Here is a 21625-nt window from a genome sequence, read left to right as displayed (position 1 = left end):
ATGGAACGGCCTGTCGCCGACGGACCCGGGAAACCCGCCGACGTGATCATCCGCGCGCGCGGGATCACCGTCGGCTTCAGCGAGGCCAACATCCTGGACGGCCTCGACATCGACATCTATCGCGGCGAGGTCCTCGGCGTGGTCGGCGGATCGGGCACCGGCAAGTCGGTGCTGTTGCGCACGCTGATCGGGCTTCTGCCGCGCCGCGCCGGCTCCGTCGAGATGTTTGGCGTGGACATCGACACGGCGAGCCGGGAGGAGCGTCGCGCCGTCGAGCGGCGCTGGGGCATCCTGTTCCAGCAGGGCGCGCTGTTCTCGTCGCTGACGGTGAAGCAGAACATCCAGGTGCCGATGCGCGAGCATCTGCACCTGCCGCAATCGCTGATGGACGAGCTCGCCGAGCTGAAGATCGGCATGGTGGGCCTGCGGCCTGACGCGGCCGACAAGTATCCCTCAGAGCTGTCCGGCGGCATGATCAAGCGCGCCGCGCTCGCCCGCGCCCTTGCGCTTGATCCCGATCTCGTCTTCCTTGACGAGCCGACATCGGGTCTCGATCCGATCGGCGCGGCGGAATTCGACGATCTGATCTCGAAACTGCGCGACACTTTAGGTCTGACGGTTTTCATGGTAACCCACGACCTCGATAGCCTGTTTTCGATTTGCGATCGGGTTGCGGCCCTCGGCAACAAGCGCATTCTTGTGGCGGGGGATCTGAAGACGGTGATCGAGAACCCGGATCCCTGGATTCAGGAGTATTTCCGCGGCAAGCGGGCACGCGGCGTTGCCGCCAGGATAAGTCGGAGTTAGCGGCGGGTATGGAAATCCGATCCAGCCCACTTATCGTCGGTTTTTTCACGCTCGCGGTGATCGCGGGCGCGTTCGGATTCATCTACTGGATCGGGGCCTATGGCGATTCATCGGGCCGGGTCCAGTACCGCGTCGTCTTCTCCGACGAGGTGACCGGCCTGAACAAGGGCAGCTCCGTCCTCTACAACGGCATCAAGGCCGGTGACGTGGTCAGCCTTTCGGTGGCAGCCGACGATCCGGCGCAGGTCGTGGCGCTGATCCAGATCGACCCGAGCTATCCGATCAACGTCGACACCACCGCGCAGCTGCAGTTCACCGGCATCACCGGTGTCGGTTTCGTCCAGCTCAAGACCAGCAAGGCCGACGCGCGCCCGCTCAGGGATGCCTGGGGCGCATCCGAGGAACCGCCGATCATCTATGCCGAGAAATCGACCTTCCAGGACCTGCTGGAAGGGGCGAAGTCGCTTCTGACCAAGGTCGATTCGGTGGCGACCCGCATCAATTCGCTGATCGCCAACAACGAGACGGCCATTACCAACACGGTCAGCAACATCCAGACGTTCTCGCACGCACTGGCGCAGAACTCGGACAAGGTCGCGAGCTTCATCGAGGACGCCAGCGGGGCGGCCAAACGGATCAACGAGGTCGGCGCCCGTATCGAGGTCCTGGCCGACAACCTCAACACGGTGGTCGAGGCGATCAAGCCGGACGAGGTGCGGGCGATCGTCGGCGACGTGCGCACGTTCGCCGACGCGCTTGCGGCCAATTCCGACAAGGTGACCGTGCTCGCGGAGAATGCGGGCCAGGCGGCGGAGCGAATCAACAAGTTCACCGAGCAGCTCAGCGGCGTCGCCGAGGACGTGAAGAAGGTGGTTGCCGCGGTCGATCCGGCGGCGATCTCGCGCACGGTCGAGAATTTCGACAAGGTCACGGCAACGATCGCCGGCAAGGACCAGGAAATCTCCCAGTTCATCGACGACGCCACCGCCACGGCGGCGGAGTTCCGCAAGGCCTCGGCGCGGCTCGACGGGCTGATGGCGAAGGTCGACGGCATGCTCGGCGACGAGAAGGGCCAGAGCATGATCGGCAACATCAACGAGGCGGCGAAATCGTTCCGCGAGCTTGCCGACAACCTCAATTCGCGGCTCGACACGATTACCGCGGACGTGCAGCGCTATGGCGTCGGTGGCCTGAAGGATTTCCAGGCTTTCATGTCCGAGGGACGGCGGACGATGTCGAATATCGATCGCGCATTGTCCAATCTCGAGCAGAATCCGGCGGGTTTTCTGACTGGACGTTCGGCGGTGCCCGAATACAATCCGGGCCGGCGTTTCTAGTGTTTGATCCGACAAAGCAGTTGGACAGGGAAGCAGGGGGCAGGGGGATTTCGTGCTGAGTGCGTGGCGACAAGGTGTCGTACTGGCGCTGGCTGCCTTGGTCGGCGGCTGCGCGCTCGCGGCGAAACCCGCGCCGGCCACCTACGATCTTACCGCGCCGACCCGCTTTCCCGCCAATATCGGGTCGACGGCGGTGCAGTTCGCGGTCACCGAGCCGACCGTCGTGGGGGCGCTGGACAGCGAGCGGATCGTCGTCAGGCCGGCGCCGACGCAAATCACCTATCTGGGTAAGGCGCAATGGAGCGACCGGGCGCCGAAGCTCGTCCAGGCGCGGCTGATCGACGCCTTCCAGAACACCGACAGGGTCCGCTCGGTCGGCGTTCCCGGCAGCGCCGTGGTCAGCGATGTCGGCCTGGTCACCGATCTGCGCGATTTCCACGTCGACGCCGAAACCAACACGGCGATCGTGGCGATCAACGTGCGGATCGTCGGGGACCAGTCGGGCCGCGTCGTCGCCTCGAAGACCTTCGAGGCGCGCCAGCCGGTCGCCGACGGTTCGGTGGAAAGCATGGTCGCGGCCATGAACGGCGCGTTCGAAACTGTCGCCACCGAAATCGTCGTGTGGACACTTGCGAAGATCTGACGCGGCAGACCGCGCCGCCGTCATCTGAAAATCACCCGGTCGCGTGCTAAGCTTTCGACCGAATCGCCGAAAGCTCCGCGAGGTACTCCGCAATGGATTTCGACCCGGTCTTGCTCGCGCGGATCCAGTTCGGGTTCACCGTCGCATTCCACATCATTTTCCCGAGCTTCACGATCGGGCTTTCGGCCTGGATCGCCACGCTGCTGGTGGTGTGGCGGCGCACCGGCGAAGAACGCTATCGCGAACTCGCCCGGTTCTGGACCAAGGTGTTCGCGGTCTCGTTCGCCATGGGCGTCGTCTCCGGGCTGGTGCTGTCCTACCAGTTCGGCACCAACTGGAGCCGGTTCTCGGACGTCGTCGGCAACGTCGTCGCGCCGCTGATCGGCTACGAGGTGCTGACCGCCTTCTTCCTGGAAGCGACCTTCCTCGGGATCATGCTGTTCGGCTGGAACCGCGTGCCGCCCTGGTTGCATGTCTTCGCCGCCGTGTGCGTCGCCGTGGGAACCTCGATCTCGGCCTTCTGGATCCTGTCGGCCAACAGCTGGATGCAGGTTCCCACCGGTCACGTCATCCGCGACGGCATCGCCTATCCCGATGACTGGCTGAAGATCATCTTCTCGCCGACATTCCCGTTGCGCCTGGCCCACATGCTGACCGCCGCCTACCTCACCACCTCGTTCGTGGTGCTGGCGATCGGGGCGCGCTACATGCTGATGGGCAAGCACAAGCCCTATGCCGGCATCATGCTGAAGATGGGGCTCGGCATGGCGATCGTACTGGCGCCGCTGCAGGCGGTCATCGGCGACATGAGCGGCCTGTCGGTGCGCGAACACCAGCCGGCCAAGCTCGCCGCGATCGAAGCGCATTGGGATGCCAATGCCCCCGGGCCGGTGCCGCTGGTCCTGTTCGCCTGGCCCGACGAGGCGGGGGAGAAGAACGACTACGAGATTGCCGTCCCCTATCTCGGCAGCCTGATCGTCACCCATTCGCTGACGGGCTCCTATCCGGGCCTCAAGGCATTCCCGCCCGAGGACCGGCCGCCGCTGTGGGGCCCGTTCTTCGGGTTCCGGATCATGGTCGGCCTCGGGTTCCTGATGATCTTCGTCGCCTGGACGGGCGGAATCCTGTGGTTGCGGGGCCGGCTTGAGACCAACCGGGCGTTCCTCAGGATCGCCTCGTGGATGTGGCCGGCGGGCTTCATCGCGGTGCTGGCGGGATGGATCGTCACCGAGGTGGGCCGCCAGCCGTGGGTGGCCACCGGAATCCTTAGGACGGCGGACGCGGCGTCTCCGGTCTCCGCGGGCGTGGTGCTGACCAGCCTGATCCTGTTCGTGGTGGTCTACGGTGTCGTGTTCTCGTACGGCATCTACTACATGAACCGGCTGCTGGTGCGCGGTCCCGTCGACGTGTCGCGGGAGGACGAGGAGGCCGGGCCAAGCCGGACGCTGGCGGCGGTCGGCCCCGGCGGCCGCGAAGCCTATGGCGGCGGGAGACCCTAGATGGACCTGACCTTGGACTTCTATCTTCCGGTGGTCTGGGCCGGCCTGATCGCCACCGCCGTGGCCATGTACGTCATTCTCGACGGATTCGACCTGGGGATCGGCATCCTGTTTCCCTTCGCCCGCAAGGAAGCCGAGCGTGACCAGATGATGAATTCCGTCGCGCCATTCTGGGACGGCAACGAGACCTGGCTGATTCTCGGCGGCGGCGGCCTTTGGGTCGCGTTCCCCAAGGCCTATTCCATCATCATGCCGGCGCTCTACCTGCCGGTCATCATCATGCTCCTGGCGTTGATATTTCGGGGCGTGTCGTTCGAATTCCGCTTCGTGGCCAAGCCCAGGCACGGGCATTGGGACTTCGCGTTCGCGGCCGGCTCCACGGTGGCGGCCTTCTGCCAGGGGCTGATCCTCGGCGGGCTGATCCAGGGCATCAAGGTCGAGAACGGCGCCTTCGCCGGTGGTCCGTTCGACTGGCTGACCCCGTTCTCGCTGATGTGCGGCGTCGGCCTGGTCTGCGGCTACGCGCTGCTGGGCGCGACATGGCTGATCATGCGCACCGAGGGCGAGGTCGCCGAGCGCGGCCGGCGCCAGGCGCGCACGATTCTGCTGATCGTGCTGGCGTTCATCGCGCTCGTGAGCCTGTGGACGCCGTATGCCATCGACCGGATCGGCGAGCGCTGGTTCTCCACGCCGAACATCTACTATCTGTGGCCGGTGCCACTCGTGACGGCCGGGCTGGCGCTGCTGCTGTGGACCGCGCTCGAGCGCAACCACACGGCGACGCCGTTCCTGGCGACGCTCGGCCTGTTCCTGCTGTCGTATCTCGGCCTTGCGATCTCGACCTTCCCGCTGATGGTGCCGCCGAGCGTCACCGTCTGGCAGGCGGCGGCCGTGCCGGCGAGTCAGATCTTCACGCTGATCGGGACGCTCTTCATGCTGCCGATCATCCTCGCGTACACGGCGTTCGTGTACTGGACGTTCCGCGGCAAGGTGCGACCCGGCGAAGGCTACCACTGACGTCGTCACGCCGAATGGGAGGGAACCGATGCGCTTTTCAGGGAAATCGGTTCTGATCACCGGCGGGGGCACGGGCATCGGCGCGGCTGTTGCGCGCAGGATGGCATCCGAAGGCGCGCGGGTTGCGCTGATGGGGCGGCGGCGCGAGCCGCTCGAGGCGGTCGCCGATCAGGTCGGCGGCCTGGTCGTTGCCGGCGATGCCGCCGACACGCAAAGCGTTCGTGCCGCGATCTCGCGCATCCGCGACAGCCACGGGCCGATCGACATCCTGGTCGCCAATGCTGGCGGTCATGGCATCGGCCCGACCGTGACGATGACCGACGAAATCTGGGCGGACGCGGCTCGGGCCAATCTCGATACCGCCTTCGTTTGCGCCCGCGAATGCCTGCCCGACCTGACCGACAGGCAGGGCAACATCGTCATCGTCTCGTCGATCGCGGGGCTTTTCGCCGCTCCGGACGCCGCCGGCTACGTGACGATGAAGCACGCGGTCATCGGGCTGGGGAAATCGCTTGCCCGCGACTACGGCCGCAAGGGGGTGCGCACCAACACCGTCTGCCCGGGCTGGGTCGCCACCGCCATGGCAAGCGAGGAAATGCAGATGCTGGTCAGCGAGCGCGGACTGTCCTCGGTGGAGGAGGCCTATCGCCTGGTGACCCGGGACGTGCCGCTTGGCCGGCCGGCGACCCCGGACGAGGTGTCCAACGTCATCTGCTTCATCGCCAGCGACGAGGCGGCGATGATGAACGGCTCGATCGTCACCGTGGATGGCGGCGCCACCGTCGTGGACCTGCCGACGCTTGCCTTCGCCGAGTGAGGTCAGGCGGCCGGGGCGAGTTCGCTCAATGCCTCGCCGATCGCGACAAAGTCCTGCTTGCGGGCCGAGGTACGCCGCCAGGCCAGCCCGATCTTCCGGCTCGGTTCCGGGTCGCGGAACCGCAAAAGCGCGGTCCGATCGTCGCGTATTTCCGCCTCGATGGCCATTTCCGGCAGCAGCGTGGCGCCGAAGCCGTTGGCGACCATCTGGACGATGGTCGTCAGGCTGGTCGCGCCGAGCTCGCCGAGTGTGTCCCGGTCGGCCGTGCGGCAGACGCTCAGCGCCTGCTCGCGCAGGCAATGGCCTTCAGACAGCAGGAGCAGGCGGCGCCCGCTGATACTCGATATGTCGATGCGCTTTCGCTCGTCCAGCGTGGCGTCGGCCTGGGTGACGAGCAGGAAGCGGTCGTCGAACATGTGGAAGGTCTCGATATCCGGTGCGTCGATCGGCGGCGACAGCAGCACGAGATCGAGCACGCCGCGCGACAGGTCGTCCACAACGTCTGCGGTCTGGGCCTCGCGCAGTTCGAGCGCGATGTCCGGGAAGCGCGCCCGGATCAGCGGCAACGCGCGTGGCAGCAGGTAGGGCGCGATCGTGGGAATGACGCCGAATCGCAAGGTGCCCGACAGCGGCCGGTCGGCATGGCGGGCATAGTCGACCAGGTCGTCGGTCGCCCGCAGGATCGACCGGGCGCGTCGGACGATTTCCTCGCCGGCCTCGGTCATGGCGAAGGTGCCGCGGCCGCGCTCGACCAGGACGAGGCCGAGCTCGGCTTCGAGCTCCTTGATCTGCATCGACAACGCCGGCTGGCTGATGTGGCAGGATGACGCGGCGCGGGCATAGTTCCGCTCGCGGGCCAGCGCGTCGAGGTACTTGAGCTGCTTCAGGGTCGGCAATATAAGCCTGCCTTATGAAATCGAATGCAAAACTAATTTGCGCTGATTGGCCTCGTGGGTCAATATCAGTTTAGAACGCTTCAAAATCGATGCGGACGCTGATCGCCGGGATTCGATCCTGGCGGTTGGAGGCGAGGGACCCGGGATTTCGTCGGCGGCGACGCCCGGGCGTCACAATCGTTCGATACGGATCAACGCGAATAAGATCGCAGAACACGGAGAGAGACATGGATGCGAAGGTCGAAAAGAAGGGCGGCTGCCCGGTAATGCACGGCGCGATTACCGAGGTCGGACAGTCGAACGTGGACTGGTGGCCGAATGCGCTCAATCTGGACATCCTGCACCAGCACGACACCAAGACCAATCCGCTGGGCAAGGACTTCGACTACCGCGAAGAGCTGAAGAAACTGGACGTCGAGGCGCTGAAGAAGGACATGCACGCGCTGATGACCGACAGCCAGGAGTGGTGGCCGGCCGACTGGGGCCACTACGGCGGCCTGATGATCCGCATGGCCTGGCACGCGGCCGGCTCCTACCGCCTGGCCGACGGCCGTGGCGGCGGCGGCACCGGCAACCAGCGCTTCGCGCCCCTGAACTCCTGGCCGGACAACGTCAGCCTCGACAAGGCCCGCCGTCTGCTGTGGCCGATCAAGAAGAAATACGGCAACCGGATCTCCTGGGCCGATCTGATCATCCTGGCCGGCAACGTCGCCTACGAATCCATGGGCCTGAAGACCTTCGGCTTCGGTTTCGGCCGCGAGGACATCTGGCACCCCGAGAAGGACACCTACTGGGGCGCCGAGAAGGAATGGCTGGCGCCGAGCGACGAACGCTATAGCAGCGTCGACGATCCCGCGACGATGGAAAACCCGCTGGCGGCCGTGCAGATGGGCCTGATCTACGTGAACCCGGAAGGGGTGAACGGCAAGCCCGACCCGCTGAAGACCGCCGCCCAGGTGCGCGAGACCTTCGCGCGCATGGCGATGAACGACGAGGAAACCGCCGCTCTCACCGCCGGTGGCCACACGGTCGGCAAGACCCACGGCAACGGCGATGCGGCGGCCCTTGGCCCGGTTCCGGAGGCCGCCGGCCCCGAGATGCAGGGCCTGGGCTGGGCCAACGCCGAGCAGAACGGGCTGGCAAGCCGCGCGGTGAGCTCCGGCATCGAGGGCGCCTGGACGACCCATCCGACCCAGTTCGACATGGGCTACTTCAAGCTGCTGTTCGGCTATGACTGGTGGCTGCAGAAATCCCCCGCCGGCGCCTGGCAGTGGGAGCCGATCGGCATCAAGGAAGAGGATAAGCCGGTCGATGCCAGCGATCCCTCGATCCGCCACAACCCGATCATGACCGATGCCGACATGGCGATGCGGTTCGATCCGGCCTACAAGGCGATCTGCGAAAAGTTCATGGCGGATCCCGAGTACTTCAAGGACACCTTCGCCCGCGCCTGGTTCAAGCTGACCCACCGCGACATGGGGCCGAAGGCGCGCTATGTCGGCCCGGACGTTCCGGCGGAAGATCTGGTCTGGCAGGATCCGATCCCGGCCGGCGCCACCGACTATGACGTGGACGCGGTGAAGGCGAAGATCGCCGCGAGCGGCCTGAGCGTCGCCGAGATGGTCGCCACCGCCTGGGACAGCGCCCGCACCTATCGCGGGTCCGACATGCGCGGCGGCGCGAATGGTGCCCGCATCCGCCTGGCCCCGCAGAAGGACTGGGAAGGCAACGAGCCGGCGCGCCTGTCCAAGGTGCTGTCGGTTCTCGAGCCAATCGCGAAGGAAGCCGGCGCCAGCATCGCCGACGTCATCGTGCTCGCTGGCAATGTCGGCGTCGAGCAGGCCGCGAAGGCCGCCGGCCACGCCGTCACCGTGCCGTTCTCTCCGGGCCGTGGCGATGCCACCGACGAGATGACCGACGCGGAATCCTTCGATGTGCTGGAGCCGATCCACGATGGCTACCGCAATTGGCTGAAGAAGGACTATGTCGTCAGCGCGGAAGAGCTGATGCTCGACCGCACCCAGCTCATGGGCCTGACCGCGCCGGAAATGACCGTTCTGGTCGGCGGCATGCGCGTTCTGGGCACCAACCATGGCGGCACCAAGCACGGCGTGTTCACCGATCGCGAAGGCGCCCTGACGAACGACTTCTTCGTCAACCTGACCGACATGGCCAGCAAGTGGGTTCCGGCGGACAACGGCATCTACGAGATCCGCGACCGCAAGACCGACGCGGTCAAGTGGACCGCGACGCGCCTGGATCTCGTGTTCGGGTCCAACTCGATCCTGCGCGCCTATGCCGAGGTCTACGCACAGGACGACGCCAAGGAGAAGTTCATCAACGACTTCGTGGCGGCCTGGGCCAAGGTGATGAACGCCGACCGCTTCGATCTGGCCTGATTTCGGTCATTTCAGCGTAAGAATCGCGATGGGCCGGGGAGAAATCCCCGGCCCGTTTGCGTTTCCGCGGCTTGCCGTCGCCCGGCGCGGCGCTGCCCAAATTTTCGGCTTGAGAGACCGTGATTCCACTTCCAACCGGCGCCGACGGGTTGCTATGGTCGTGGCGTGGAGGCACGGTCCGGGTCCGCCCGGGCCACCCGAATTAGGGTAATAAGAACGCGATGCGGCGCTTGTTCGGACTGGTTGCGGGATTTGTGGTTGCGGGACTTGCGATGGCGGCAACCGGCATCGCGCCTGCCCATGCCGACGACAGCGATGGCGCGGGCGACGAGATCGTCCTGCGCGGCACGCTCTACGAGGCCGGCGACTACGAGCTTGGCGGCCGGGTTCCGGCCTGCGGGCGCACCCGTACCATCCTCACCGCGGATCTCGGCGACTACGGCGCCTCGATCGGCGCGTTCATCGTGCTCAACCCGGTCCGGCTAGACCGGCTGTCGGCGGCCACCCGCCTGTTCGTCTATACCCACGAATGCTCCCACCAGCTCTACGGCCCGGGCGAGGCTCGCGCCGACTGCTATGCCGCCAAGCGCGGCAAGGCGGAGGGCTGGCTCCGGCCCGCCGACATCGAGCAGGTGTGCCGCATCTTCCCGCACAAGTCGAAGAGCCCCGACCACGCCGACCGGACCGACCGCTGCGCCGCGATCAAGGCCTGCTATGCCGGTTCGACCGCGCCGAAGTCGTCGCCGATCCAGGTGTCGGGCTCGGGCTCGGGCAGCGGCAACACCCAGCGCACGATGCGCTAGGCGGCCGGGCGGCGCTCCGGTTACTTCCTCGTCCTTGCCGCGCGTCCCGGTCATTCCCGGATCGGATTCGGGCGTCTCGGGTCGCCGTCCCCAGATTGCCGGGTCGGGCCCGGCAATGATGCAGGAGGGGCAGGCCGGTCACCGGGCAACGGGCAAACGCGGGCACGGGGCTTGATTTCCCGGTCGCGCCGCCCCAAAACAGGGCGAACCTTCATCAGACTTCAAGCGAACGGACGCTTTAAAGGCCCCATGGACAAGTTCACCACGCTCACCGGCGTCGCCGCGCCGCTGCCGATCGTCAATGTCGACACCGACTTGATCATCCCGAAGCAGTATCTGAAGACGATCGAGCGCACGGGGCTCGGCAAGGGGCTGTTCTCCGAGCGCCGCTTCAACGAGGACGGCAGCGAGAACCCGGACTTCGTGCTCAACAAGCCGGCCTATCGCAACGCCAAGATCCTGATCGCCGGCGATAATTTCGGCTGCGGCTCGAGCCGCGAGCACGCCCCCTGGGCGCTGCAGGATTTCGGCATCCGCTGCGTCATCGCGCCGTCCTTCGGCGATATCTTCTTCAACAACTCATTCAAGAACGGCATGCTCCTGATCAAGCTGCCGCAGGAGGAGATCGACAAGCTCCTCGACGACGCCAGCCGCGGCGCCAACGCCACCATCACGGTCGATCTGGAGAGCCAGACCATCACCGGCCCCGATGGCGGCACGATCAATTTCGACGTCGATCCCTTCCGCAAGCACTGCCTGCTCAACGGCCTCGACGACATCGGCCTGACGCTGGAGAAGGAAGCCAAGATCGGCCGCTTCGAGACGCAGGAAGCCGAGCAGCGGCCGTGGTTGTGACCTTTCGCTGAACACTTGTGTTTCGACGTCATGCCCGGGCCCGACCCGGGCATTTCGTTTTGTACGCCCGGGGATTGCCAGGGCAAGGCCGGCAAGGACGTGGCGGAGGTTGGAGTAGACCGGGTTTCGTGATCTTCGGCGCCGGCCCCTCGGAGCCACGAAAGGCCTTTCCGCTCCAACCTTGCGTTCCTGCGAGAAAGTGCGGCCCGCGCTTGAGTGCGCTGTTCTGCTGATTAGCTAGTCCGGTCGGCTGGCTCGGATTCGAAGGTTATATTGCAGTTCTTCTGGATTGAGGCCTGTTCCAGAGCCTCCATTTCGCCTCTCAGGCGCGCGAGTTCCGCCGTTTGTTGATCGTCACCGTTGATTGCGAAAAGGGCCGGCCAAAAAATCACAATTCCGACGCCCATCGCCACGGCATCCCGGCTCGCCTTCTTGTCCTGTGTGCCGGCTACCTGTTGTGCTCGCGCTGAAATGCGAAGCGACTCCTGAGCGATCTGCTCGCAGGTGTAGTTTTGGTAGGCGATTGGCGACACATATGATGCCGAGATCTGGTCGGCACGTTTCGCACAGCCTGTCGCTGATAGCACCGCACCGGCGGCGACAATAAATACTACTGATCGCATGCTGTCCCCCCAAGCATATGCACAATCAGAGCACGTATCGTTCCGTGGTTGCAACATAAAGTGCCCTCTACGTCGTCATGCGATTTATTCAACTTATGATTGCGGGGCGTGGCGGAGGCCGGTTGTGGCCTTGCTTGGTGCTCTGAGGTCGCGTGGGGCCGCGCCGGTTCTCCGCCGATTGCCGCGTACCATCCGCCAGTCGCCGAGCGCCGGCATCCGCAATCGTGTGGCTCGTCGATTGTAAACCGTCTAAAATGACGGCATGTCGAAGAGCACGGGACGCAGGCTGGCGGCCATCGTGTCCGCCGACGTCGTGGGATACGCGCGGCTTGTCGGGGCGGACGAAGACGGCACCATCGCGACCCTGCGGACCTATCGTGCCGGGATCATCGAGCCGCTGCTTCGCCGGCATGGCGGGCGGATCGCCAACACCGCCGGCGACAGCCTTCTGATCGAGTTCGCCAGCGCGGTCGACGCGGTGCGCTGCGCCGCCGCGATGCAGCGGGAGATCGCCGCCCGCAATGCCGACGTGCCGACCGATCGCCGTCTCGAGTTCCGCATCGGCATCAATGTCGGCGATGTCGTCGTTCAGGGCGACGACCTGCTCGGCGATGGCGTCAACGTGGCAGCCAGGCTGGAGGCCACGGCCGAACCGGGCAGCCTCTGCGTCAGCGCGGCGGTGCACGATCAGATCGCCGGCAAGCTGGCGCTCGATTTCGTCGACCTGGGCGAGCTCAGGCTGAAGAACATCGAGCGGCCGGTTCGCGCCTATGCGCTGCTGGACGATGCCGAGGCGCATCCGAATGGCAGGGCCGCGGCGGTCTCGTCGAAGGAAGCCGGCGCCGCGTTCGATTTCGACAAGTTCAAGCGGCTTTCCATCGTGGTGATGCCGTTTCGCGACCTTGGTGGCGCGGAGGAGGGCGCGCTGGCGGAGGGGCTGCGGCTCAGCCTGCATTCCGTACTGATCAAGCTGCCCGGCTTCTTCCTGCTGCATACGGGCGCCGTGGAGGACTATCGGGGGCAGGCCTATTCCGCCGTCGACGTGGGCCACCAGATCGACGTGCGATACGTGGTCGGCGCGGCCGTCCAGCGCGCGGGTGACCGCGTCCGCGTCATCGTCGAACTGACCGATACCCGGGCGCGCGAAGTGGTGTGGGGCGAGACCTACGATCGCGTCCTCGACGATGTGTTCCGCCTGCAGGACGAAATCGCCCGCGAGATCGTGAATGCGCTGGATGTCACGCTGCGCGCTGGCGACGTGGGGCGGATCCTCTTCGAGGCGACCTCGGACCCGTCGGTGCGGGAGTATCTGCACCGCGGCGTCAGCCATCTCTATCGGGGTGACAGGGACAACACCTCGAAAGCGCGGCAACTGCTCGAGACCGTGGAGCGCGTGGAGCCGGATCTGGCGACCTGCGTGGGCATGATCGCGATGACGCACTGGCGGGACGCCCGGTTCGGATGGTCCGCCGACCCGCAGGCGTCGCTGGAAAAGGCGGCGGACTATGCCCGCCGGGCCGTGGAGTTGGGCGATTCGGAGGGTCTCGGGCACGTCGTCCTGGGCTATGTCGAGCTGCATCGGCGCCGGCACGAGGCGGCGATGGCCCTGTGCGTGGAGGCGCTCTCGCGGCGGCCGAGTTGCCCGTTGTCGAACGGCCTGCTTGCCGAGGTCCTGCGCTATTGCGGCAATCCGGGCGGCTCGATCGCGCGCATGAAGGAGGCGATGAAGCTCGCCAGGACCTTCCCGCCCTGGATGATCGACAACCTGGCCGCGTCGCTGCGCGACAACGATCAGGTCAAGGCGTCGATTTCCGTCGCCAACGAGGCCGCGCGGTTGTTCCCGGACAATATCGACGTGCTGGTGACCCTGTGTTGCGACTACGGCTATTGCGCGATGCCGAAGGCGGCCCGGGCGGCCGCCGGGCAGATCCTCGCCGCAGACCCGGCATTCTCGATAGACCGGTACGCGCAAAGCCAGCCCTACAAGGATCGAGCCGTGCTCGGCCACATCGTGGAGAGCCTGCGCCAGGCCGGCCTGGCGGACTGACCGCGGCAGGCAATCCGCCGACGCGGCTTTCGCCGGCGAGCGACACAGGCACCTGTCCCGGTCCTATCCCTGCCCCTGTTCTTGGGCCTGTCCGCGGCCCTGTCCGCTTCCCTGTCCTTGGGGGGCGGCCGAAAGCTGCTCGTCTATGATCGCCGCGAGCCACGGGGCGAGGAGGGCGGCGCCGGTCTCGTCGAGATGCTGGGTGTCGGCGTACATCATGTCCGCCCGGAGCGCCTGGTTCAGTTTCGGCGGCAGGGGTTTCAGCTCGGCGCCGACGCGGTTCCTGAACGTCTTGCGTGCCTGTGCGCCAACCGGCTTTTCCAGGAGGCTGTTGAGGTTCACAAAGACGATACGGGTGTCGTGGCGGTGGGCCTGGGCGACCAGATCGCGGGCGATCTCGGCCATATAGGCGAACGCCTCGGTATCGATCTCGCGGTCGACGCGGTTGGTCCGCGCGGGACCGATCCTGCCTGGTCGCAGGGCGTCGCTCGCCTTCGTCCGGCGGGCCACGGTCGTGTCGTGGAGCGCACTTGCCCGGGCGGCTCCGCATCCCATCCACAAATTTCCGAGGCCGGCTTCGAGGGATCCGAGGCGCGCCTCGGCGGCCAGCAGAAGGTTCAGGGGAAAGCCCGCCCGCTCGTTGCGCAGCGCCGTGCGGACATAGTCTTCGTTCGGCAGGACGTTGCCGAGCTTTCCCAGGTTTCTCGCCGTCGGCGGTTTCATCGACCGGCTGAGTTCGGCGATCACCAGCCCGACGTCGCGCCGTTCGAGCTGATCGGCGAGCAGCCGGTTCCAGACGAAGGCCGACAATCCGGGCCTGGCCATGTCGGCGATCGAGATGGGCTCGCCGGTCAGGTCCGTGTAGGCATCGGCGATCTCCGGCGCGTTGACCGCGCGGGCCATGCGCGAGGACCCGAGGAAGAGAACATCGAGGTCTCCGTCGCGGCAGAAGACCGACGCCGCATAGGCCTTGTACTTGGAGGCGTAGCGGAACGCCTTGAGATCGGGTGCCAGGGCCAGTGCGGCCAGCGCCACGGCGACGAAAACGAAGGCGAGGCGCGGGCGGACGCGCCCGCCGTTCATCCGCACAGGGGCTTCCGGCCGGTTGGCCGGCCGCTGTTGCGGCGCATTCGACGTATCCTGGGACATGTGTCCGGACCCTGACGACCATCCGGCCCCGGGTCAACCCGTCGCCCCAAGTGACCCCTTCGCTCAAAGGCACCCGTTCTCTGGGGCAACCGGTCACCGGGGGCGACATGCCGTGGTCAGTGACACGGCTTGACACACCGCAATGCCGCGGACACCGCGCCGGGCTTTAATTTCGCGGTAGCCGGAACCGCGCGGGCCGTTTCAGGCCGCGAGCGGGAGCAGATCGCGGGCTTCGAGAGACCCTTGGCAAGAGGCGCGCCGGGCCAGGCCCGGCAGGGATGGCAAAGCCAAAGGGAGAGACGCCATGACGTTCAGGAACGGATTTGCCGCGGCGCTGGTCGTTGGCGCGGTGATGGTCGCCGGCCTCGGTGCGCGGGGTTCGGATGCGCCGGTTATGGCTGAAGATGCCGGCGATCTTGTCTACCAGACGGTCCAGGGCGACTTCGGCGACGTCACGCTCGCGGTCGAGGACGCCATCGTCAACCGCGGGCTGGTGGTCGACTACCACGGCTTCCTGTCCAAGATGCTGGAGCGCACGTCGGAGGCCACGGGCGGCGCGACGGTGCTGGCCCAGGCGGAATGGTTCCAGTTCTGCTCCGCCCGCCTGTCGCAGGCGATGATCGCCGCCGATCCGCGAAACGTCGGCTATTGCCCCTATTCGATCGTCGTCTACGAGCTTGCCGCATCGCCGGGCACGATCCATGTCGGCTACCGCCGGCCCGGGACGGCGGTGTCGGAAGCCTCGATGAAGGCGCTTTCCGCCGTCGACACGCTGCTGACCGAAATCGTCGCCGAAGCCACACGCTAGCGGCGCGCCATTCGGGCGGCCGGGCACGAGCCCCGGCCTGTCAATGCGTTTGCTGGCTGCGCTGTCCGGTCTGGTAGAACACGTGCGCGCCGATCCGGGCGATCCGGAAGAGGTGGCGGCTCCAGGTCGGCTCGACGCTCGTCGCGTGATAGTGCGTCGCCGCGCCGATCGCGCCGTCGAAATAGCGCCCCATCAGCGCCTCGCCTGCGAGCAGCAGGGCGCGCCTCCAGGCGCGCTGGTCGACGATATCTTCCGGCCGACCGTCGCAGGCGAAGGAGAACTGGCAGCGGTTCTGCCGCTCCTGGTTCTGGAACACCACGTCGCATACGGTCGCGGGATAGCGGCGGTCCGACACCCGGTTGAGCACGACCTGGGCGACCGCGCGCTGGCCGCTGGCCGGTTCGCCGCGCGCCTCGAAATAGATCGCTGTCGCAAGGCACCGGCGCTCGCGCGCGATGTCCCGATCGAGCCGCATGGCGGCGAGCGCGGCGGCCACCGCCGGCCGGGCGCCGGCATAGGGGCTGTCGGCGAACGGACCGAGGTCGGCCGGAACAAGACCTGGTGGGGCGAGATCAGACGGGCCGAGATCAGGCGGGCGGTCGCTGGGTGGGCTGTCGCCTGACGGGACGGCCAGCGCCGCGAGAACGGTCGCCGGGGCGGGTTCCGTGCCGGACGCCGCCGGACTGGGGATCGCCGCCGCACGCCAGGCCTCCGCGTGGGGGCCGGACGCGAACGGGCCATAGGCGCGCGCGCCGTCGGACGATGTCTCGTCGGGCGCCGTATCATTGGCTGCGGCTTCGTGGGGCGCCTTTTCGTCGGGGGCGGGGGCCGCGCGGATCGGCCGTGGCCGCCGGGCAACCGTCTCGGCCCACCGGCAGCCGCGACAGGTCTCGGTTATGGTCGGCGGATCGGAGACGACGACGCAGCCGAGGCACTCGTCCGGATCCGGGACAATGACGCAGCCCTTGCAGACGATGATCGTCGTCGAGGCCCACGCCGGGGTGGCGTTCGTGGCGGCGAGAAGTAGAAAGCCGCCGACGCACGCCATCAAGAGATGGGCATACGCGAACATGACTAACCTTCCCTCTGTCCGGTACGCGGCAGGTTGGCCTGCCATTATCCGGCGGGGCGATGAGTAACCCGGAAGGTCTGTGGATTTCGTGAGGCGAAAGACTAGGTTTTTAACTAATCTGATCCTTGGGGATTCCGAGGTTTGGCTTGTCGACGTCGCGCAATTCAAGTAATGACCAGAGGATTTCGGCCGCGCCTTCGATCGTGGCGGCTCTACGTGCGGACGGGGTGGCCGGTATTCACCATGCCGGACCGGCAGATGCATGAACGGATGTGGCGGGGGCCGGTGCCCGCTTCCTTGCGCCCGGTTTTCCGCACGGCTATCCAGTCGGCCGTATCGTCGGGTGTATCGAGAGGGATGGTGAGCCGATGAGCGGGTTCGGACGGCTGCGTCATCGCGCGGTCCTGGCGGCCTCGGCGCGGCCAAGACTCTATTTCGGCCTGCGCCGGCTGACCGGCACCCACGACCGGCTCTGCGTCGGCCGCGACACCGACATCGTCATCGAGGGCTTTCCGCGCTCGGCCAATTCCACCACCGTGACCCATTTCCGGCTGCGCCAGAGCCGGCCGGTCGCCATCGCCCATCACAAGCACCACGCCGCCCAGCTCATCCGCGCCGCCGACTGGGGCATTCCGGCGGTCGCGCTCGTCCGCCCGCCGCGCGATGCCGTCGTCTCGCTGCTGGCCATGCTGGAGGAGGCGCGCCAACGGCGGGCCGCGGGCGAGGCCGACCCGGCCGGCGGTGCGCAGCGCGAGGGCGCGGGGATCGCGGGCGGTGTGCTGATCGAGAACGGGCCGGATTTCGAGGGCGCCCTGCGCTGGTGGACCGGGTTCTATCGCCCGCTGCTGCCCCTTCGTGGAGCGATGGTCGTCGTCCCGTTCGAACAGGCCACGGGCGACATTGCCGACGTCATCGAGGCGGTGAACGCGCGTTTCGGCACGGACTTCCAGAGCGCGGAGACGACGCGATCGCGCAAACGCCGGTTCGGCTTCCGGTCGATGCCCAATCCCCTGCGCGACACCGTCAAGCGGGAGATTGCGGCGGCGCTGGTGGCGTCGCTCGACAAGGATACGGCGCTACGGGCGCGGGCGGACGAGGCTGAGGCGCTGCACGCACGGTTCCTCGCGGGGGAGTGATTGCCCGCTGCGGATTGCAGCACAGACCATTGGTCGCATTGGACGACAGGCCGCCGGCTGTATTGATCCCGCGCGAGGCGGGACAATCGCATGGCCGACAGGACGTCGCCGGACAGAACATCCTTCTTCAGCGCCGGTCGGCGGCCGGCGGATCGTCTGTTTTTCCTTGGCGGGGCGGCATGGGCGGCGCTGGCGATGGCGCTCTCGGTCGGTGCGCTGGCGGATGCCGGCGGTCCCCTGAATTTTGACGCCGGCCTCGGTTCCGCGATGCTCGCAGGCAGCCACGGCCCGCTCCACGGGCCGGTCTCCTGGCATGCCCACGAGATGCTGTTCGGCTATGTCGGCGCCGTCGTCGCCGGTTTCCTGCTGACGGCGGTTCCGAACTGGGCGTCCCGTCCGCCCGTCGCGGAGCCGGTGCTGGTCGCGCTGTTCGCCTTGTGGCTCGCCGGCCGCCTGGCGCTCGCCGCCGGTGGCGGGACGACCGGCGCCACCGCGGCGGCGGCGACCGACAGCCTGTTCCTGGTTGCCCTTGGATTTGTAATCCTGCGCGAGATCGTAATGGGGCGGAACTGGCGTAACCTCAAGACGGTCGGACTGGTGGCGGTGATCGCGGTCGCCAATGCCGGCTTCCACGCGGAGGCGATCGCGACCGGTGCGCCCGACCGGTTCCTGCGTCTCGGGCTGGCGGCGGTGGTCGGTCTCATCGCGATGATCGGCGGGCGTATCGTGCCGCGCTTCACGCGCGACTGGCTCGCGGCCCTCGGGACCGGTCCCGGGCCGGCGCCCTACGGCCGGTTCGACACCGCGACGCTGCTTCTCACCGCCGGTGCGCTCGGCGCCTGGGTCGTCGCGCCGGCGGCGGCGGCGAGCGGGGCGGCACTGGGTGTCGCGGGCCTCGCCCACACCGTGCGCCTGTCGCGCTGGGCCGGGCTGCGGACACGGGCGGAGCCGCTGCTGTTTGTGCTGCACGCGGCCTATGCCTTCGTGCCGATGGGGTTCCTGGCGGTCGGAATCTCGATCCTGAGGCCCGACGTCCTGGCGACCGGTACCGCGGTGCATCTGTGGATGACGGGGGCAATTGGCCTGATGACGCTGGCGGTGATGACGCGCGGAGCGCTCGGCCATGCGGGCCTGGCGCTCGTCGCCGATCGGGCGACCGTGGCGATCTACGCCGGCGTGGCGGCGGCCGCGATCCTGCGTGTCCTGGCGGGGATGATCGACGCCGCCAGATCCGAACTGCTGATCGCCGCAGCGGCAGTCTGGATCCTGGCGTTCTGCGGCTTTGTCTTACGCTACGGCCCGCTGGTTTCGCGCGCCGGACGGGCCCGTACTGCAGGTCCTGGGGCAGGTTCACCGGAGGGGCCTGGGGCCGGGCCCGGAACCTAACTTTCCACAGTTAACCATGCCGTGACGCCTCCCTCGCGCGGGCCGCCACAATCTGGCACCATTAACCTCTGTTAATGATGCGGCGTCGGAGGGAAACCCGTTCTTGCGGGCGAGGGGTTGGCCGTCATGCTGCGTCAGGCAGTCTCCAGTCTTGATCTAACCACCAGACTGACGCTCGCCGTCCTGGCGCTGGCGAGCGGAGTCTACACCTATCTGGGCGTGCGCGAGCTGCTCGACGGCTCGGCGATGCTCGTGTTTTTCGCCGCAATCATCTATTCGGCGGCCGTCTCGGTCGGCATCTACGCGTTCTGGTCGTTCCTGATGCGCTTCATGCCGCATGTGCGAGACGGCGTGAGCCGGCTGTTGCTGTTTATCGCCATGGGGCTCGGATCGGTGATGATCGTGGCCATGTCGTCGTGGCTGAATGCGGCGGCGCTGGCGGGCTCGGCGGCACTGGAGCAGCATCTCGCCAACAAGCTCGAGACCTTCGTCACCGATCTCGACCAGGCCCATACCAACGCGTTGTCGGCACAGAGCCTGCTGCCCGACATCCAGATGGCCTCGCTGCGCTTCGCCCAGCTCGCCGAGGACGAGCGGCGGCAGGGCTCGCTGACCGGCACTTCCGGGTCCGGCACCGTGGTGCAGCTCCTGACCCAGATGTCGCGGCAGATCGACCAGCTCGGCGATGAGGTGGAAGCGTCGGCGGGCCGCGTGAACCAGCTCTACGAGCAGGGGGGCAAGCACATCGCGCGCATGCGCGAACTGGTTTCGGCGCGCGGGCCGATCAATCCGCGCGCGGACGCCTTCGCCGGCGAATCCATGGCCCTGATGGGCGTCATCGCGTCGCTGCAACAGACCTCGGTCGCGCCGGCGGTGAAGCGGGCGGCGGAGGATCTCGCCCGCGGCTTCATCGCCCCGATCGCCGACGGCGGTAGCGCCGATCTCGCCGAGCGCCAGAGCGTGGTCGTCGGCAATGTCGAGGCCGCCGTCGCGGCGCAGTCCGAACAGCTTGCCGCCGCCGCCGAGCAGATCCTGTCGACGCAGCCGGTGCGGCCGGAGCGCTTCGAGCCGCTGACGACGGCGGAAGCGGTGCTGCGCTACGCCCCCGACTTCCTACCGAGCTGGGCAGGGGCCATCTCCATCGACCTGCTGCCGGCGGTGCTGGTGCTGATCCTGTGTGTCGTCCATGCCGGCATTCGCCGCGAGGGCGAGCCGGCCGCCGGCGCCTCCACCATGTCGGCCGCCGACCTGCTGACCGCCATGCGCATCCTGCGCGAGGTGGAGGACGAGGGCCGCAAGGCGAAGGCGGTGCCGCAGGGCGTGCCGGAGAGAGTGGACGAGCCGGAGCTGCCGCTGGCCCCGCCGGCGAAAGGCTGGGACGCCGACACGCCGGTGCCCGTCGGTGTGGTCACGCCGTTCACCACCACGCCGTTCGGGGGGCGGCCGGAGAAGAAGGATTGAGTGAGAACGCGCATATCCGCGAGCCCGAGGGCCGATTCCGGCGCTGGCTGAACGGCCGGCCGGACGAGCACGTCCTGCTGTGGTCGTTCCGCGGGCTTCTGGTCGCCACGTTCGTGGTGCTCGGCCTCGATCTCGCCGACCTGCAGAAGCAGATCCCGACGGACGCAGATCCGGTGTTTCCGGGGCTCATGGCCCCCGACGACGTGCCTTATCTGCCGTCGATCCGCGAGGGCAAGACCGGGCCGGTCGTCACCGACCCGAAGACGGCGGCGACGCTGCGCAACCCGGCGACGTTCGAGCTGGTCGACGGCGGCAAGCTCCTGTTCGACGGCGCGATAGAGCCGGGCTCGGCCCGCCGTTTCGCCGAGGAAATCGAGAGACGCGGCGGCTATATCGACACCGTGGTACTCAATTCGCCGGGCGGCTCGGTCGCCGATGCGCTGGTAATCGCCACGCTGATCCGCGAGGCGGGCTTCAACACCGAGATCGGGCCCGGCAGCTATTGCGCCTCGTCCTGCCCGCTGGTTTTCGCCGGCGGCAGGGAACGGGTGGCCGCACCGACCGCCTCGATCGGCGTGCACCGCGTGTTCGCCGCCGACGAGGCGGCCGGTACCCCGGCCTCGGGCATGGATAACGCGCAGGCCGTCTCGGCCGAGTGCCAGCGGTTCCTCATGGAGATGGGCGTCGATCCGCGCGTTTGGATCCATGCGATGGAAACACCGAAGGACGAATTGTTCTATTTCACGCCCGACGAGCTCATCGAGCTGAAGCTGGCCACCCGGATCGACAAGGCGGGCTAGGGGCGTCCATCGGTGTGGTGGCGGATCGGATGCCTGGCGGCGGGGCGTGACCCTTACGGCTCTTCAGCGC

General features: G+C 67.2%; 19 protein-coding genes. 15 read left to right on the top strand and 4 right to left on the bottom strand.

Annotated elements, in window-relative coordinates:
* The 6 genes from ACSF9G_RS02740 (at position 1) to ACSF9G_RS02715 (ending at position 6120) form a co-directional block, all read left to right on the top strand.
* Positions 1-807, top strand: coding sequence for an ABC transporter ATP-binding protein (locus ACSF9G_RS02740; RefSeq protein ID WP_436638054.1), 807 nt, complete (start codon positions 1-3; stop codon positions 805-807).
* An 8-nt stretch (positions 808-815) separates the two neighbouring features.
* Positions 816-2144, top strand: a complete 1329-nt coding sequence (locus ACSF9G_RS02735) for an MlaD family protein (RefSeq protein WP_436638052.1) — start codon at positions 816-818, stop codon at positions 2142-2144.
* 52 nt (positions 2145-2196) lie between these two features.
* Positions 2197-2787, top strand: a complete 591-nt coding sequence (locus ACSF9G_RS02730) for an ABC-type transport auxiliary lipoprotein family protein (protein ID WP_436638050.1) — start codon at positions 2197-2199, stop codon at positions 2785-2787.
* A gap of 92 nt (positions 2788-2879) precedes the next feature.
* A complete protein-coding gene (locus ACSF9G_RS02725) occupies positions 2880-4286 on the top strand; it encodes a cytochrome ubiquinol oxidase subunit I (protein ID WP_436638048.1) in 1407 nt (468 codons plus the stop codon).
* Entirely contained in the window at positions 4287-5303 is a 1017-nt protein-coding gene (gene cydB / locus ACSF9G_RS02720) for a cytochrome d ubiquinol oxidase subunit II (protein WP_436638046.1), read from the top strand.
* Between the two features lie 28 nt (positions 5304-5331).
* Positions 5332-6120: an SDR family NAD(P)-dependent oxidoreductase gene (locus ACSF9G_RS02715; protein WP_436638044.1), complete on the top strand. Its 789-nt coding sequence runs from the start codon at positions 5332-5334 to the stop codon at positions 6118-6120.
* Between the two features lie 2 nt (positions 6121-6122).
* On the opposite strand, the gene ACSF9G_RS02710 is transcribed toward ACSF9G_RS02715, so the two are convergent.
* Positions 6123-7016, bottom strand: a complete 894-nt coding sequence (locus ACSF9G_RS02710; protein ID WP_436638042.1) for a hydrogen peroxide-inducible genes activator — start codon at positions 7014-7016, stop codon at positions 6123-6125.
* A 227-nt stretch (positions 7017-7243) separates the two neighbouring features.
* Between ACSF9G_RS02710 and katG the strand changes: the two genes are divergently transcribed.
* From katG to leuD, 3 genes are all read left to right on the top strand, one after another.
* Complete coding sequence (gene katG, locus ACSF9G_RS02705) at positions 7244-9415, top strand: catalase/peroxidase HPI (protein ID WP_436638040.1); 2172 nt, start codon at positions 7244-7246, stop codon at positions 9413-9415.
* 272 nt (positions 9416-9687) lie between these two features.
* Positions 9688-10218 (top strand): hypothetical protein, encoded by a 531-nt coding sequence (locus ACSF9G_RS02700; RefSeq protein ID WP_436638038.1) that lies wholly within the window; start codon positions 9688-9690, stop codon positions 10216-10218.
* 249 nt (positions 10219-10467) lie between these two features.
* Positions 10468-11073: a 3-isopropylmalate dehydratase small subunit gene (gene leuD / locus ACSF9G_RS02695; protein WP_436638036.1), complete on the top strand. Its 606-nt coding sequence runs from the start codon at positions 10468-10470 to the stop codon at positions 11071-11073.
* A gap of 233 nt (positions 11074-11306) precedes the next feature.
* Here leuD and ACSF9G_RS02690 read toward each other — a convergent pair whose 3' ends face one another.
* A complete protein-coding gene (locus tag ACSF9G_RS02690) occupies positions 11307-11696 on the bottom strand; it encodes a hypothetical protein (RefSeq protein ID WP_436638034.1) in 390 nt (129 codons plus the stop codon).
* Positions 11697-11958: 262 nt separating this feature from the next.
* Here ACSF9G_RS02690 and ACSF9G_RS02685 point away from each other — a divergent pair, with 262 nt between their 5' ends.
* Positions 11959-13743 (top strand): adenylate/guanylate cyclase domain-containing protein, encoded by a 1785-nt coding sequence (locus tag ACSF9G_RS02685; protein ID WP_436638032.1) that lies wholly within the window; start codon positions 11959-11961, stop codon positions 13741-13743.
* Between the two features lie 63 nt (positions 13744-13806).
* Here ACSF9G_RS02685 and ACSF9G_RS02680 read toward each other — a convergent pair whose 3' ends face one another.
* Positions 13807-14826 (bottom strand): hypothetical protein, encoded by a 1020-nt coding sequence (locus ACSF9G_RS02680; protein ID WP_436638030.1) that lies wholly within the window; start codon positions 14824-14826, stop codon positions 13807-13809.
* A 370-nt stretch (positions 14827-15196) separates the two neighbouring features.
* Between ACSF9G_RS02680 and ACSF9G_RS02675 the strand changes: the two genes are divergently transcribed.
* The gene (locus ACSF9G_RS02675) at positions 15197-15700 is read left to right on the top strand and encodes a DUF302 domain-containing protein (RefSeq protein WP_436638028.1); all 504 of its coding nucleotides are present in this window, start codon (positions 15197-15199) and stop codon (positions 15698-15700) included.
* A 40-nt stretch (positions 15701-15740) separates the two neighbouring features.
* Here ACSF9G_RS02675 and ACSF9G_RS02670 read toward each other — a convergent pair whose 3' ends face one another.
* Positions 15741-16772, bottom strand: coding sequence for a cell wall hydrolase (locus ACSF9G_RS02670; RefSeq protein WP_436638026.1), 1032 nt, complete (start codon positions 16770-16772; stop codon positions 15741-15743).
* A gap of 368 nt (positions 16773-17140) precedes the next feature.
* Between ACSF9G_RS02670 and ACSF9G_RS02665 the strand changes: the two genes are divergently transcribed.
* From ACSF9G_RS02665 to ACSF9G_RS02650, 4 genes are all read left to right on the top strand, one after another.
* Positions 17141-17908 carry a hypothetical protein gene (locus ACSF9G_RS02665; RefSeq protein WP_436638024.1) on the top strand — a complete coding sequence of 256 codons (768 nt, stop codon included), beginning with the start codon at positions 17141-17143 and terminating at the stop codon, positions 17906-17908.
* A gap of 90 nt (positions 17909-17998) precedes the next feature.
* The gene (locus tag ACSF9G_RS02660) at positions 17999-19294 is read left to right on the top strand and encodes an NnrS family protein (protein WP_436638022.1); all 1296 of its coding nucleotides are present in this window, start codon (positions 17999-18001) and stop codon (positions 19292-19294) included.
* Positions 19295-19420: 126 nt separating this feature from the next.
* On the top strand, positions 19421-20755 hold the full coding sequence (locus ACSF9G_RS02655; RefSeq protein WP_436638020.1) for a hypothetical protein: 1335 nt from the start codon (positions 19421-19423) through the stop codon (positions 20753-20755).
* Positions 20752-21555: a COG3904 family protein gene (locus ACSF9G_RS02650; RefSeq protein WP_436638018.1), complete on the top strand. Its 804-nt coding sequence runs from the start codon at positions 20752-20754 to the stop codon at positions 21553-21555. Before ACSF9G_RS02655 ends, ACSF9G_RS02650 begins: the two co-directional genes overlap by 4 nt.
* Positions 21556-21625 lie beyond the last annotated feature (70 nt).

The organism is Microbaculum mangrovi, from assembly GCF_051390635.1.
In the GTDB taxonomy this organism is placed as follows: domain Bacteria; phylum Pseudomonadota; class Alphaproteobacteria; order Rhizobiales; family Tepidamorphaceae; genus Microbaculum.
Note: the sequence above shows the minus strand (reverse complement) of the source record. Positions and strands in the feature narration are given on the sequence as shown.

Coding starts and splice junctions, on each gene's coding strand:
- ACSF9G_RS02740 (WP_436638054.1), top strand. CDS start 1: ATGGAACGGCCTGTCGCCGACGGACCCGGGAAACCCGCCGACGTGATC.
- ACSF9G_RS02735 (WP_436638052.1), top strand. CDS start 816: ATGGAAATCCGATCCAGCCCACTTATCGTCGGTTTTTTCACGCTCGCG.
- ACSF9G_RS02725 (WP_436638048.1), top strand. CDS start 2,880: ATGGATTTCGACCCGGTCTTGCTCGCGCGGATCCAGTTCGGGTTCACC.
- cydB (WP_436638046.1), top strand. CDS start 4,287: ATGGACCTGACCTTGGACTTCTATCTTCCGGTGGTCTGGGCCGGCCTG.
- ACSF9G_RS02715 (WP_436638044.1), top strand. CDS start 5,332: ATGCGCTTTTCAGGGAAATCGGTTCTGATCACCGGCGGGGGCACGGGC.
- katG (WP_436638040.1), top strand. CDS start 7,244: ATGGATGCGAAGGTCGAAAAGAAGGGCGGCTGCCCGGTAATGCACGGC.
- ACSF9G_RS02700 (WP_436638038.1), top strand. CDS start 9,688: ATGGCGGCAACCGGCATCGCGCCTGCCCATGCCGACGACAGCGATGGC.
- leuD (WP_436638036.1), top strand. CDS start 10,468: ATGGACAAGTTCACCACGCTCACCGGCGTCGCCGCGCCGCTGCCGATC.
- ACSF9G_RS02690 (WP_436638034.1), bottom strand. CDS start 11,696: ATGCGATCAGTAGTATTTATTGTCGCCGCCGGTGCGGTGCTATCAGCG.
- ACSF9G_RS02685 (WP_436638032.1), top strand. CDS start 11,959: ATGTCGAAGAGCACGGGACGCAGGCTGGCGGCCATCGTGTCCGCCGAC.
- ACSF9G_RS02680 (WP_436638030.1), bottom strand. CDS start 14,826: ATGAACGGCGGGCGCGTCCGCCCGCGCCTCGCCTTCGTTTTCGTCGCC.
- ACSF9G_RS02675 (WP_436638028.1), top strand. CDS start 15,197: ATGACGTTCAGGAACGGATTTGCCGCGGCGCTGGTCGTTGGCGCGGTG.
- ACSF9G_RS02670 (WP_436638026.1), bottom strand. CDS start 16,772: ATGTTCGCGTATGCCCATCTCTTGATGGCGTGCGTCGGCGGCTTTCTA.
- ACSF9G_RS02665 (WP_436638024.1), top strand. CDS start 17,141: ATGAGCGGGTTCGGACGGCTGCGTCATCGCGCGGTCCTGGCGGCCTCG.
- ACSF9G_RS02660 (WP_436638022.1), top strand. CDS start 17,999: ATGGCCGACAGGACGTCGCCGGACAGAACATCCTTCTTCAGCGCCGGT.
- ACSF9G_RS02655 (WP_436638020.1), top strand. CDS start 19,421: ATGCTGCGTCAGGCAGTCTCCAGTCTTGATCTAACCACCAGACTGACG.